This is a genomic window from Pseudoalteromonas sp. SG43-1, assembly GCF_014164415.1.
Lineage (GTDB): Bacteria > Pseudomonadota > Gammaproteobacteria > Enterobacterales > Alteromonadaceae > Pseudoalteromonas > Pseudoalteromonas distincta.
In genome coordinates, this window is record NZ_JACJFD010000030.1 from 16,030 (window position 1) to 30,865 (window position 14,836).

General features: G+C 38.8%; 11 protein-coding genes. All 11 read right to left on the reverse strand.

Annotation, left to right across the window (positions count from 1 at the left end; translation table 11 throughout):
• Positions 1-11: 11 nt before the first annotated feature.
• Complete coding sequence (locus tag H5159_RS17645) at positions 12-344, reverse strand: hypothetical protein (RefSeq protein ID WP_076925718.1); 333 nt, start codon at positions 342-344, stop codon at positions 12-14.
• 180 nt (positions 345-524) lie between these two features.
• Positions 525-1,364, reverse strand: a complete 840-nt coding sequence (locus tag H5159_RS17650) for an REP-associated tyrosine transposase (protein ID WP_182780766.1) — start codon at positions 1,362-1,364, stop codon at positions 525-527.
• 199 nt (positions 1,365-1,563) lie between these two features.
• The gene (locus tag H5159_RS17655; protein ID WP_182780767.1) at positions 1,564-1,851 is read right to left on the reverse strand and encodes a hypothetical protein; all 288 of its coding nucleotides are present in this window, start codon (positions 1,849-1,851) and stop codon (positions 1,564-1,566) included.
• Between the two features lie 482 nt (positions 1,852-2,333).
• Positions 2,334-2,693 (reverse strand): hypothetical protein, encoded by a 360-nt coding sequence (locus tag H5159_RS17660; RefSeq protein WP_182780768.1) that lies wholly within the window; start codon positions 2,691-2,693, stop codon positions 2,334-2,336.
• 94 nt (positions 2,694-2,787) lie between these two features.
• Positions 2,788-10,125, reverse strand: a complete 7,338-nt coding sequence (locus tag H5159_RS17665; RefSeq protein ID WP_182780769.1) for an FG-GAP-like repeat-containing protein — start codon at positions 10,123-10,125, stop codon at positions 2,788-2,790.
• A gap of 284 nt (positions 10,126-10,409) precedes the next feature.
• Positions 10,410-10,688 carry a peptidylprolyl isomerase gene (locus tag H5159_RS17670; RefSeq protein ID WP_002959014.1) on the reverse strand — a complete coding sequence of 93 codons (279 nt, stop codon included), beginning with the start codon at positions 10,686-10,688 and terminating at the stop codon, positions 10,410-10,412.
• A gap of 102 nt (positions 10,689-10,790) precedes the next feature.
• Positions 10,791-11,213, reverse strand: coding sequence for a thiol-disulfide oxidoreductase DCC family protein (locus H5159_RS17675; protein WP_182692720.1), 423 nt, complete (start codon positions 11,211-11,213; stop codon positions 10,791-10,793).
• A 27-nt stretch (positions 11,214-11,240) separates the two neighbouring features.
• The gene (locus H5159_RS17680; protein WP_182780770.1) at positions 11,241-11,768 is read right to left on the reverse strand and encodes a response regulator transcription factor; all 528 of its coding nucleotides are present in this window, start codon (positions 11,766-11,768) and stop codon (positions 11,241-11,243) included.
• Positions 11,765-13,006: an ATP-binding protein gene (locus H5159_RS17685; RefSeq protein ID WP_182780771.1), complete on the reverse strand. Its 1,242-nt coding sequence runs from the start codon at positions 13,004-13,006 to the stop codon at positions 11,765-11,767. Before H5159_RS17685 ends, H5159_RS17680 begins: the two co-directional genes overlap by 4 nt.
• A 61-nt stretch (positions 13,007-13,067) precedes the next feature.
• Positions 13,068-13,472, reverse strand: coding sequence for a DUF4440 domain-containing protein (locus H5159_RS17690; protein WP_024595765.1), 405 nt, complete (start codon positions 13,470-13,472; stop codon positions 13,068-13,070).
• A gap of 8 nt (positions 13,473-13,480) precedes the next feature.
• Positions 13,481-14,788, reverse strand: coding sequence for an amidohydrolase family protein (locus H5159_RS17695; protein WP_182780772.1), 1,308 nt, complete (start codon positions 14,786-14,788; stop codon positions 13,481-13,483).
• Positions 14,789-14,836 lie beyond the last annotated feature (48 nt).

The window sequence follows — 14,836 nt, forward strand, 5'->3', positions numbered from 1 at the left end:
AATCCTTCCAATTAATCGATTATAAAACCCCAATTCCAACTCTCAACAACACCATATATATCACAGTTGTTTGTTCCATAAGCTTGTATTTTTTTGCCTGTTGTATATGCAGTAAGAACTATGCTGAAAATTGCTTTACCACCTTCAGTATTTGTATTGAATGCTAAATCGCTATTATGCGAAGACCCACAAGATGAAGGGGTACCTGCTAACGGTTGTAGAAATTTGACAATGCCTTTACCGTTTTTATCAACCCTTACATATTTAACTTTAAAATGATTAGCCTTGCCTTCAGCTAGTACGTTACAGCTTAATATTATTATCAAAAAATATAGTATTTTCACTTTTAAAACCTAAACTAAAGTTATATTTTGGAGTAAACATGATTAATTATTAGCTCCGCGTATAGCACCTTCTATCTTTATAAAACCTTTCAACACGGTACTTTTGCTGTAAAGGCTAAGCTCAATATCTTTGTCTCTTTTATAAATGCAAATTGCAGTAGAAACTAGAGAAAAATAGGGTCAGCCCTTTCTTTTTGACACTATTTTACTTACACGAGAATAGTGCAACTGAAAATAGTAACCAATCTCTTTCAAAGTATAGCCGCCTGTTGCATATGCAGTTCTTATTGCGTCATCGCGGTTATTACTCTGCTTCTCATATTCTTCTAAAGGTAAAGCTCGCGCCCTTCTTTGTTTTTTCGGAACCTCGGATAAGTCACCTTCCTGCAACTTCAATAACTCTAGGTGCTCTTTTACAAAATCATCACTCCCTAAAAACACCTGGTTTGATATATTCTTCCAAGGGTTAACTCCCTTTCCCTGCTCTACAAAATGCGCAAATTTACGTCTTGCAATGGCTCTATACTTACTAAATTGAAGCAACATTGTATCTATGGCTAACCAAGCTGGGGCTTCTGTTTCTCCCATTACAATGGGCCAACTACTCCATGGCCATTCCGATAAATTATCAACCATGTGTGCTCTAATTGGGTTTAATATAATATATCGGCTTAACTCTAATAGGTAGGCGTCTTTATCGACCAAAATCGCTTTATAGCGTCCTTGAAATAAGTGCCCCACACGTCTATGCTTTCTATTAAACCATTGCGTGTATACCCCATTTAATTGTCGCATTCCTTTACTTAAATTAGCATCTGGCGTTTCAACCAATAAGTGATAATGATTGGTCATTAAGCAATATGAATGAATTACCCAGTTATACCGTTCGCATACTTCACTTAATATTTGTAAAAAACCGTCAAAGTCTGCCTCATCTAAAAAAATAGACTTTCGTTCATTTCCTCGCGAGGTGACATGATACAAAGCACCAGCAAACTCCAACCTTAACGGCCTAGCCATTTTTAGCCCAGTCAAAAAATAATTGATGACTTAAAGCTTAGTCCTACTAAGTGAAAAGGCAAAAAGAAAGACCTAACCCGATTGTGGATTGTGTGGATTGTGAGCCCATTGTTTTATTTTTTTTAATAACTTCTAACCCATCCATGGCTCCATCGCTCTACAACACCATAACCCCTACAATTACCAGTTCCCCTAGCGATTACTTTTTTCCAGATGCTTGGGCCGCTAAAGCTAAACTCATAATACTCTTCCCAGCCTCGGTGTTAACATCAAAAGACAAATGATGTGTATGACCACCACTTATGCATGCAGCTGGAGACCCTGCAAGTGGTTTATCAAACCGAATAAATCCAAGGCCACTATCATCAACTCTAACATCAACAACATTAAAACCCTCAACGATTCCATTCGAATATCCATTAAAAGACGAAAATAAAAGAGTAGTAATCAAGATTGGCTTAAACATAGCCTTTGGTATAACTTTCATATCTAGTTTCCTTTCCATAATTCTAAATAAACTGAGGGCATTGACATAACCCCGAACTCAGTTAATTAACTTTCCACTCGCGTTTCAAACAAAGGGTTTGAACAAACCAATTCCTTACTTAAAGCTTAGTCCTACTAAGTAAAAAGGCATGACCCCGTTTTGTTATATGCATTGTTTTATTGTGACCCTGCAAATAATAAATTGATACCTCAACTTAATTCAACAAAGTAAGGCAAAAAGAAAGACCTGACCCCATTAATTCTAATTCTAATTCCGAAAATAATTGATGACTTAAAGCTTAGTCCTACTAAGTAAAAAAGCAAAAAGAAAGACCTGACCCCGTTTTGTTCTGGTGACCCCTTAGTTCTCTTTTTGTTCTGGTCAAAAAATAATTGATGACTTAAAGCTTAGTCCTACTAAGTAAAAAGGCAAAAAGAAAGACCTGACCCCCTTTAATTTAGACCCCCTTTAATTTCATAATTTCATGGGATTAATCTTTTCCCACGTTGGCCTAGCCAAATTCCAGCATAAAAAAACAATCCCCAAAATAGGCTTTGCCATAAGCTACTTGCAAGAAAAGCTGTTACCAAAACAGTTATTGTAACTATTAGAGTACTCCCTATCATTAAGAGAGTTTTACTTAAGAAAAAACTAAGTAAAAACAAAATAATCATTCCAAAAAGCAATGTTCCGTAAAATTTATTTTGTCGTTCCGCTCTAGCCTTTGAATCATTAATATAGGCTTGTTCAAGTCCTTTCAATTCTCCAACTTCTTTTTCTGTCAAATACCCTTTTTCGAATTTGGATTCATAGACTTGTTTATACTCGCTATTCGAGTTCATATATTCCAACGTAACGAAGTTAACTCCCTTAACGAAGACGAAAGTTGTTAGAGCCAAAAGCAATAGTAAAATTGATTGACTCCTAATTTTCATATTATCCACCATTTCCGAATACTCCTGCTCCATATCCTTCACATGAGAATATACACCCTCTTATGTCAATAGGTGAAAAGCCTGTTGATTGTCCTGTAAACATCCAGCTCGTTTCTCCTGTTGGTATTTCTGGGCCAATATGCAGTATTTCACTACTGTAGTCATATGTACCATCACGCGAAACCTTATAGGTGTATTCGACTTCAAATACTTCTACTAATTCATACATACCATATTCTTGCTCTAAAATCTCTAAATTCACGGCAAGTGTTAAATAGTTTGGCAATTTAGCTAGTTTATCAACTAAAGGACCAACAGCCTGAATCCCAACCCATTTAGGTTTGCCTAACTCTCGTTCTGACGTAACCCCTTTACCATCCCTAAATGCTCGTCTGGTAATTCTCTCTTTTGTCTTTCCAAATGTACTTTTAGCAGCTTGGTTAAACAAATACTGCATCGCTGCTGTATTAGCACCATTTGCAAACTTACCACCAGAGATGACTGACGCAGTTCCACCAATAACAGCAGAAACAACAGTTCCGTATGCAACTTCACTCGCACTCAAATCCGAACCTCCCGGTAGGTACGCACCACCTAGCCCTTTTGTTATACCCGCACTAAAGAAACCATGTCCAAATTTACCACCATTTAGCTCAGCAGAAATACCACCGACCAGAGCATGGGCTGCTATTTGCTGAGCAACTTGGCTCCCTGTCAACATATTACCACCAAAACTAATGTTGGCTCCCGGACCTCCGCTCACACTCTTGAAATGCCCCCCTATTTGTTGAAAAGCATAAACTGTCGCAGCAGCAGTAAATGCTCCTCTCAATGCACCACTAGATGAAACGCCCATTGCTCTGCTAAATTCATAATTCCATGCCCCAGCACACGCTGGTGCATAAGGGCCGCAAAATAATGATGCTATATTTCCTACTATACCAACAACCTTTGCACCAAATATTTTGGCGGCTCCTCGAATAATATTTCTTCCAATTTTTTTGAGAGGATTCAAAAAATAACCACTCGGATCGGTATAACTTAACGGATTATTCAACACATAACTATAACGATTATAACTTTGACTATTAGTAGGCGCTTGAATAAAAGGATCAGCCTGCAAAAACCTGCCCAATGTAGCATCATAAATACGGCCACCCATATGAATAATACCTAAATCACTCAGCTCTTTATGCCCAGTATACCCTTTACTTTCAGCAGGGCTTTGTTGCGATAGTAGCGTTTGTAAACTGCTTGAAGTGCTAAAACGGTTTTGTTTGCCCCATGCATCGTAATTTATATGCTGCACTACCGCGCCACTGGCATTGGTAATTGACGTGGTTGAACCTAAATGGTCTTTATGTAAGTAAAAAGTATCGTTATTACCGTTAGAGCGGTCTGTTACAACAACATTACCAACGTAATATTTATGCTCAGTTATACCATTACTGCCTTTAATACGTTCGTATAGCCCTTTTACATAAAGTGTATGAGTTGTACCATTGCTGCGTTTATCTGTGCGGCTGTATAAATTACGATTATGGTCGTATGCCATGTCGGTATAAATACCGCCTTTAGTAATACGCGTTGGTTTATCGTACGCGCTATAGGTAAAGGTACGCGAGCCATCTGAAAGTACATTGCCTCGGTTATCGTAGCTGTTGGAATTGCTAAAGTCGTATATCACTGTTCCTGTGCCATTAGCGCCGCTTGTTACTTTTAATACACGGTTTTTAATGCTGCTGTGATATGTGTAATGCCCTGCACCTTGTTTATATTCAAAATTACCCAATGCATCGTAATCATAATTTTTATATATACCGCCACTACTTTCGTTACACGTAGTGGTACTTGCTTGGGTACGACTCCAATCAAGTCTATTTAAGCTATCGTATCCGAAGCTTTCGCAGTAATCATGCGCTGAGCCACCTAAAGCGAAGTTATGTTTACGCTCTGTTAGGTTACCAACTTCATCAAACTTAAAACTTTGGTTGTGTAGCATGCTACTGCCTTTGGTAAGCGACATGCTATCAATATAACCACTGGTTGCTTTATAGCCTTTAGTTTGCTTTACACCATTGGCATAACGCACGTCAGTTATATTACCGCGTGCATCCATTGCTTTTACTTCTTGGTATACTTTTCCAAAATCGCGATGGTTGGGGGTTACATTAGTCAGCTTTGTTGCCATGCCATAGTCGTTATAACCATGTTCAACAGTAAAGCCATTTGCTGGGTATTGCGTGTATTTAACGCGATTATATTCGTCGTACATTAATTGGCTGTAAAAAATTTCACCGTCAATAAGGGTTTCTGTTTCAGCTAATTTATTATTATCACCGTAGGTGTATGTTTCTTGGTAATTAGGTTGCGTTGGCCAATTACTGCTACACATGTTGGTGTTTTGATTCGCACCTTTTTTATAGGCAACGCGACTTAATGCGCCTTTTAATTGCGAGTCATATTCCCAACAGGTTAAACCGTCTACGTCAAGTCTCGCAATTTTTCGGCCTAATTCATCATAGCGCATAGCAAGCGTTTGGTTACTGCTGTTAGTTTGCGTAATTAGCTCGCCAAAGCCGTTATATGTATAGCGCCATGTACCTTTATCAAGGTCGGTCATACTTGTTTTGCGACCATATTTATCTACTACTAGCGTTACTTGTGTATGGCTAAACGTATTACCTTTGTATACTTTAGTTGTAAGTAAATCGTTGTTAGCACTATAGGTATAGGCTAATTTAGTGAGCGTTTCGCCCTCTGCGCTTAAGCTTTGCACTAATACTTTTTGGCCTACAAAGTTAGTTGTTACTTTTTGTTTGTTGCCTTTTTCGTCGGTAGTTGTGGTTGTTAGTCCATCGTATTCACGGGTAACGGTGTCACCCGTTGGCTTTAACTCGTTATCAACTCGGCCTAGTTTATCGTAGCTAAACGTCGTTTTATAAGTTGATGCACTGCCGCTACCAGGCTCCGAGACCCATTTAGCTCGGCCTTGTTCATCGTAATCTTTTTCTACAACCTGCCAATTGCCGCTCAGTAAACGTTTTTTAGTTACAAGCTCACGCCCCCATGCATCAAGGTATGTGTGCGTTTCTGGCATGCCAGATGCCGCACTAATTATTCGTTGAAATGCCCCTGCAACACCACAAGAGACATTACTACACAAACGTGTGTATGTTGCCGACTGCAATGTAGGTGATTGACTACCCGTACTTGATAGTGTTTTAGTTGGCGTACCAAAGTAATTATACTCTTTTGTAACTTTACCGCCGTTCTCGCCCTCAACCTGAGTGGCTAATATTATACCTTTAGGTAATTGGGTGAAACTTGTGCCTGAAGTAGTCGTTTTATATCTACTTGTTGTTGTAAACCCTTTTGAATTAGTCGAGCTAACCACAAAACGGCCTCGACTATCGTATTGCATTGATGTTGAGCGAGAACTAGACACATTCCCTGTTGAATTATTTGTAACAAACGTACTACTGTTTTTATTACCCCATTCATCGTAGCCATGCGTTGTTGTTCCAAAGGCCGTAGTTTCTGTTTTTAATAGTTTATCGCTATTATAGGTAAAACTCGCATTGTTAACTATGCTTCCAGCAGTACCGTTAACCGGAGCCGTGACCCCACCTATTTTCAGTATTTTACTTACTCGAGAGGTTGCCAATCGGCCCATTTTTTTATCAACACTCGAACTGCCGTATGTGTTTTCTGTAATAACAGACAATACATTTGATGTTGATACTGCGCCAGACGCTTTGTTATCTGTTGTGTTTGTAATTGTTTCTACGTTACCGTAAAAATCATATTCGTTTTCGGTAATACTTCTTGTGGCTACGCTACTGGCAGTTAGCTCTTTGTTTAGTGCATAGCTAACTTCAGTCGATTTTTCAATGTAAGCTTGGATACCGCCATTTACTGTTGCTTTATTACCTACACTATTAATTGCTTCACTTACTATTACTGCGTCAGAGCCAACCCCAAATGTTTGAACAGTTGACTTAGGAATACCTGTATAAGGCGCAAGTTGGTTATACACCGTTGTTGTAGCCATACAGGTATCATAATTTGTATAGGAATAGGGACGTTTACCCCAAAACGGTGTACCGTCATCATCGTAACCTATTACTTCATTTTTATATGCAGTTTCGGTTGTACACGTTTGCAAATCTAAAGTACGGAGCAATTCAAACCCAAGGTTTCCATAGCCTTTTTTGTGCATTAATAGACCACCGTATTGGTATATTACCGATTGAGTAGTACCATAGTTACTTAAAGAGTCAACTCGCGACACCATAAACATGCCTGTTTTAGGTGATATATAATCAGGGTCTAACGACCCATCTTCTGTTAGCCCATTTGAGGAATGATTTTGTATATAGGTCGCAGTATTGTGCTCAGCAAAGTTATTAAAGGTATTAGTAATACTTGAATAAGTAATATTGTTTGTAATACCGTGGCCATTATCGACATTTGATATTACATTCATTAATTTCCCAGCATCTTTATTAAGGTATACTTTCCACTCAGAATTAGTTCCTTGCAGCCAGTCTAACTTACCGTCACCGTCTATATCGGCAAACTGGGTCATTTTGTTTTCGTCGAATGTCCAACTACCCCGTTGCTGAAAATATATTTTATCTGGGTGACCCTTAACTGGCATTGAAAAGTATGTACTACGCCCTGTTTTTGCGGTGTTAGAAATAAGAAGGTCGGTTCTACCATCACCAGAAACGTCCATGAAGTAGCTTAAATCTTCCTGTTCTTTAGTAACTTGTAAGATTCGGCTTCCTGTAGTTGTAGCAACTTTAACAGTGTCAGTATCAAGTAACTTAGTCCCATCACTTAGGCGATACCTTAATTCTTCGCTTGTTCTCCATAATATGTCAGTTAAACCATCTCCATTAAGATCGACTGCTTTCGGCGATGAAAATCCATTGCCGCTAGTAAATATTTGAGCTGGTTTGGTCCAATCACTGCCTGAATATAAATACCAAACGGTTGTAAGGTATTGATTACAAATATATTCTCTATCCTCTTGCTCGCACTCTGTTTCATAGGTGTATCTGCCAAGTAAAATATCTGTTATGCCATCGCCATCAAAATCTAAAATTGTTGCATTTTTTCTACCGGCTGTTTTTGAATATATACTATTACCAAATACAATAGAGTTAGTAACACTATTACCTGGTGTATTAGCTTGACCTGCAGGCACAGTTAATAAGGGTTTAGCTGAAGAAAATAAACCTAAGCCCTGATTATGGTAATACTTTAAGTTCAGGCCATCAGAAATGACTATATCCTGAAGACTGTCTCCATCAACATCTACAATTTGAGTTAATGTTTTAAGGCCTGATGCTAGTATACCTGTATCTCTTACATTCAAATTTCTGTTTACTTTATAGCAATTGCCTCCCGCATATCTGGCACATTGTGTTGTGGTTACAACAGTCTGTTTATTAGAAATTACCTTCCAATTAGAAGTATTGTTTTGAGCAACTATAAAATCTAGAACGCCGTCACCATCAAAATCAATAATGCGAGCTCGTTCTGCATTCGATGTAAGGCTGTCAGTCCCTACTAAAGTCGTGGCTGATGATAAACTTGGTCCATATTTAACTTTCCAAGCACCATCGGGATAGATGATATCTGAGTAGCCGTCACCGTTAAAATCGAATATCAATGCTTTATTATTGTTTTTTGTTGTTACAGTTTTAGATGACGATGACGAAAACGGTTTGAATGAATCAGATACAGGTACCTGCCTGCAGATACGTGATAAGGGCGTTGTATCTTCTGTGTGGCACTCCTCTCGTGTTTGTGTAGTAATTGGTGCCGGTTTTTGCCAATTGAAGATCATTGTTTCATTACATACACTATTCCCTGCACATTCTTTTAATGATTCTAAATAGTTTTTTTCATCTTGAAAGTCTGATTCATAGTACGAGAGTGTATAAGACCTAAATAGTTTTTTATCTATTTGTACTTGAACGCTTTCTAATAGTTGACTTTGGTAAATTGGTGAACCCGCAGAGTAACCTGATTTCTGTTTTTTACTTTCTTTATAAGTAAAAATAATTGAAGCGTATGGCACTTTATTTAAAACTGCATTACCAGAGTAATCAATACTCTTTAAATAGCTTTCACCATGATGGGTAGAATACTTACCGTAAAAATCATTATAGTTATATACAAAGTAATTACTTTTAACATCTTGCACAGCCTTAACGAGCCACATTCTTGCTAAATCAGTGTTATTTTCACTGTGAATATAGGCATCATTTTTGCCCTGAGTTTCTGAGCCACCAACCGTTTTAAATGTTCTTGTTAAGCTTTTACCTAATAATGATTTTTTATTTGAATCTATTGCGCTCACATCACCAAAATAGTGAATTTCACCTGCTTTATTCTCTACTGTAAATGCTCTTAATGTGCCTGCAACATAATGAGGCTTAATAATGTTAAAGCTATCTACCGCTGTATGGTAAACGCTCGATTCGCTCCAATAAGATGTGTCTGTAATCCCAATATCAGAGGTGTGCTTTGTATTTGCAGTTCTATTTTTTAGTAATCGTTGACCGTTAAAACAAAGTCTGTCACTTTTTGTTAAACTAACTCCCCCTTGTTTACCGTCGTAAACAGGGGTTTTACCACAACGAGTCACTGCAGAAGAAGCGCTTAAAGACCAACCTTGCCCAACTATTCCATCGCCAGCTTGAGAGCTATAATTAAGCGAAACCTGCGGTGCAACACCAGCAGTTCCCTTCGGGATTGAAATTGGAACGTTATAAGTTGCGGCCCCACTTTCAGATACCCTAAACTGCGCGGCTATGGTACCAACATGTTCTGTTGCACTATCAGATACACTGATTGCTCTTGTTCCTGCTACGCTTTTATATTCAAACTGATTTGTAGCGCCAGGTATTGAACAAGCTAGACTTCCTGATTCAAACGCATTTATGTCGCAGCCACTACCGGTCATACAGGCTGAAACTTGATACGTATATTTGCCTGTGTTTATGCCTGGATCGGCTAATATGCTATTTCCATCATTTTTGACTTGCTCGGCAGTTTTACATTGCAGTGGCCCTAAAGCACCGCTGTTGACATCTTTAGTACGGAAGTAATAAGCTGTTGATGCGCCTATATCGCCTATGGATATACGAGTACTGTCACCAGTGGTGTAAACACCAACTCCATTGACTGTAACTTGCGGAACAGGAATAAAAGTGGTGATCCCATCATTAGCAATTGGCACCCAACTGGATGAGGCATTTGATTCAAATGATAAAATAGTTAGAAAAGACAAACCTATTAGTTTTGAGCAAGATGCGAACACTATTTAATATCCCTATTCTTTATTGATTTAATTATTATATTTTTATCAGATCAATAATAATAAACAAAACGTAAAAAATAAACATTTTTTTTACATCTTTGCCTTTTTTGGGTTCAAAAAGTATTCTTAAGAGGATGTTCGCTGCAGAGACAAGCTTTCAATAACATTATGCATACATTTGTTAATTGGATTAATTTAGAAATATCAACAGAATCAAAATTAGAGTGTATACAGAAATAAAAGACTGCATTGTGCAGCCTTTTGCGTAATTGTTAACGGATCTATTAAGTACGATAAAGTACTTTAATCACATGCCAGCCGAATTTTGTTTTAACTAGGTGTGGCTCTAAAATTGCGCCTTTAAATGCAATTTTGTCAAACTGTGGAACCATTTGTCCGCGTCTAAATTCACCTAAGTCACCGCCTTTTTTACCCGATGGGCATGACGAATACTTTTTAGCTAAGGTCTGAAACTTTGCACCTTTACCTAATTGCTTAATAATATCTTCTGCAATTTCTTTGTGCTTAACCAAAATGTGAAGTGCATGTGCTGTGTTTGCCATGAAAAAAGCCTTTTATACCGTTAGCTAAAATTAAACGCGGCGATTTTAGCACAACCTCATAAACCTATCATCTACTTATACTGCAGTGTATTAACGCCTAATTTATAAATAATGTTTAGCATCCTCTGGGTTGGGTACTCTGCAATACTGATATTTTCCAAATAACGAATACCTATTTAAAGCAACCCTATCGTATAACCAATTATTAAACCTATTTGGCAAAATACTAAATACGTTTGCTAGTTTGTATGGGTAACCTAGCTGCTTAACAACATTAAAAAAAGCATGGCTTTGTGTAAATGCTTTACCATTTTCAACAAGCACCATTGAAGCGTATTCACTGGTTGAAAAACCAAAGTGTGTTAACAACAGTTCTCCTTTTGGAGATTGCACGCTGCATAATTTAAAAATAGTAGTTTTATCGTGAGCAATAATAAAGTTACACCACGCGCTGCAAAGCTTACATTGCGCATCAAATAAAATAATTTTTTGGTTTTGCATTAATATAGCTGCATCATCGCTCATAACACTTTCCTTAAATTAAGTAATAAATTACTGCTGCACCGGCTTTTTTTGTAACTTGCGCTGCAAAGTACGTCTATGCATATTAAGTTGCCGCGCGGTAACCGACACATTGCCATTATTACTGTGTAATACTTGTTGAATATGCTCCCACTCTAAGCGCTCCGGCGACATAACCGCATCATCAATAACATTCGATGCCGATGACACAGGCTCGGTGTTAAGCGCTTTTAATAATGTTGCCATATCAACCGGCTTAGTAAGGTAATCGTTTGCGCCTAAACGCATTGCCTCTACTGCGGTTGCTATACTTGCAAAACCGGTTAGTAAAACAATATGAGCTTGGGGGAGCAAACTACGCAGCGGCTTTATGAGTGTAAGTCCGTTATCGTCGCCTAGTTTCATGTCTAATAAAACAAAGTCGGGCAATAATTTACGCGCAGCAAGTAACGCATCACTTTGGTTATGCGCCACCTCGCAGGCAAAGCTTTGTTTAGTTAAGCGCCTTGCCAGTGTGCTGGCTAAATTAATGTCGTCTTCAATTATAAGTAACTTCATGAGGCTGTTTTCTCAATGTTTACAATAGCGAGTTTAACTTTGGCGACAGCGCCGCCATCTGCATGGTTAAACAAGGTAAGTGAGCCATTTAAACGCTCAAAAGTAACATTTGATAAAAGCACAGCAAGCCCCATTCCCTGATCGCTTGGCATAAGTTGCCCGCCAAGCTCTACTAATTGCGATGATGAAAAGCCACGGCCAAAATCACGAATTAACAAGTAAACGCATTCGCTATGTAAGTTATCTTGCTGCCAACTCAGCTCTAATTGAGTTTTACCTTGTTTTTGATTAGCGAGCGCGGCGTTTTGCAATAAATTTAAAATAGCAGGCAATAACATCGCATCACTCAATAGCGTTGCCGCAATAGGTGGCGTAATCCATTTAATGTACTGATCAGGGTATTGCAGTAAAAGCGTATCTGTAATTTGCGTTTGCAGTTGCTTTACGGTGGTATGCTCTTGTGAATTTTTAAGGCGTAACTGCTCTGAGAGTTTTCTAAAGTCGTTAAGCTGCGTACTACACTGAGTAAGCGGCGCTTGCATGTGCTTAACAATTGGGTTGTTTGGTTGCTCTTCTAATAACTCTTCAAACAGTAACTGTAAGTTTGCAATTGGGGTCGCTAGTTGATGGGTGATTTGTGCAGCAGCCCCATCAAGGGTAACAAGCTGTTCATTACGCAATTGTTTTTCACGCACGTTTGCAATAATTCGCTCTCGCTCTTTAAGTGCCCTGCTCATTGCGCCAATAACAAGTGCAATTACGCTGGCACTTAAAACAAAATTAACCCACATGCCAATAAAATGACCACTCATATTCATTTGATGCATACTGTGATCGGGCATCTTTATAAGTAGCAAACTGTATGCGGCAATGGCTAATACCGCAATATAAGCTAATCCTTTTTCTCGCAGCGTAACAGCAGCTATCATTATCGGGAGCAATAACAGCGAAACAAATGCATTAGTTGCACCGCCGCTTAGCGATAGTAAAACCGTTAAAAATAATACGTCTGCAGTTAACTGCATCAACATACCCAAAGGTTTAGCACGGCTTACATTTCGATAAGCAAATAGGCTAATAAGCTGAAACACAGCCTCAACGGCAATAACAATAAGTAAAGGCAGTAATGCAATTTGATGTTCTAGTAAAAAATAAACGCTAAGTACCGCAATTAATTGCACGGCAATAGCGCCGCTTCGCAGCATTAATAATCGACTAATGGTGGGGTCGGTACGCATTAACAACAGGTTATTGCCCAATCAAATGTTTAATAAGGTTATTTTAACGGTTATATGATTTTTAATCATCATCCATCGAAATTGAAAACGGCGCACAAGGCGTTCCTTGGTGAAACACCATTTTCCATTGTTCATTACTTTTACGCCAAAGCGACATACGCAATGAATAATTAAACTCAGCGCGAGCAGAGCGCCTAAAAGCAGCTTGGTAACTAAGTTGCACTACATCATCGCTCAGCATTCGGCCCTTAAAATGCTGATTATAAAACTGTGGCACAACCTCGGTAGGTAAGCGGGTAAGTACTTGGTATTTATTAAATGTAGTGCCATTGGCAGCAATTTCGATAAATTCATCATCGAGTAAAGCATCTAATGCGCGCTCAGATTGGCGAACTTCTGGGTCTAGTAACTGGCGCTCAGCGTCAATCAAATGATTAAACAACGACACTTTTATTTTGCTGCTCATAACCTTCCCTATTGTTTATAAACTTGCCCAGCTTTCATAACAAATTGCACGTTTTTAAGTACGTCAATATTTTTAAGCGGTGAGCCATTCACACTGATAATATCTGCTTGTTTACCAACACTCAAGTCGCCAATGAGTGCGCTTTGCCCCAGCAGTTTAGCTGCATGTATGGTTGCTGATTTAATAGCTTGGGCTTCGCTCATTCCATTGTTTACCATTAAACTAAATTCGTTAGCATTAAGCCCATGACGCGATACCCCAGAGTCTGTTCCAAAGGCTATATTAACCTTATTTTTCAGTGCAAGTTTAAACGAAGCCTGCATTTTTGGAGTTACTTCACGCACTTTGTCGGCTATTGCCGGTGGCATATTTGGATTTGTAAGCACCTCTTCACTTACCGTTGCCCCCGCTAAAAGCGTCGGTACTAAATAAGCTCCCGTTTTTTTAAATAACTTTATTGCCTCTTTATCTAAATAAGAGCCATGCTCAATAGAATCTACACCGGCTTTTAAGGCCGCTTTTATACCTTGTGTACCGTGTGCATGCGCTGTAACTTTACGCCCTAAGTGGTGAGCCGTATCAACAATTGCAATCAGCTCTGCATCTGTAAGTTGTTGGTTAACCCCAGCAGCGGTATTACTTAGTACTCCACCCGTGGCAGTAATTTTAATTACATCAGCACCACTTTTAATTACCTCGCGTACCGCACGGCTACAATCATCCGCGCCATTACATATACCAATCCCGCCTGTAACCGCATCTGTAATATCTTTTCGATAACCGTGCATATCTGCGTGTCCACCGGTAGGCGATATCGTATTGCCCGCTGCAAAAATGCGAGGGCCGTTAATATCATTTCGCTCAATAGCGCGTTTTAGCGGAAATATTACTTTGTGATCGCTACCTAAATCTCGCACTGATGTAAAACCCGCATCGAGCGTACGTTGTAAATATTTAATTGAACGCAAAGCATAATCGGCATCATATTCTGTAGCCCAGCGATGAGGGTTTGCTTTAGCATCTCGTTCAAACGTAACGTGAACATGCATATCGATAAGACCTGGCATTACAAATTGATTTTTAAGATTGATAATATCGGCATCAGGTAGGTTGAGTTCTGCTTTTGTGAGGTAGCCGTTTTTAATGGCTGTTATTGTATTATCTGTGATGACTAACGTTTGCTCTGTTTTTACTTTTTGATCTTCGGATGCAAGTAAACTGCCCGCATAAATAATTTTATGCTGCTGAGCAAAAGCCCCATTTGTTATTAATGCCAGCGTTATTGAAGTGAATGTTGTTATTAGTGTTGTTTTCATACTTGCTCCTTTTTTATACTAGCATTACCTTAAATAATCTGTAATTGC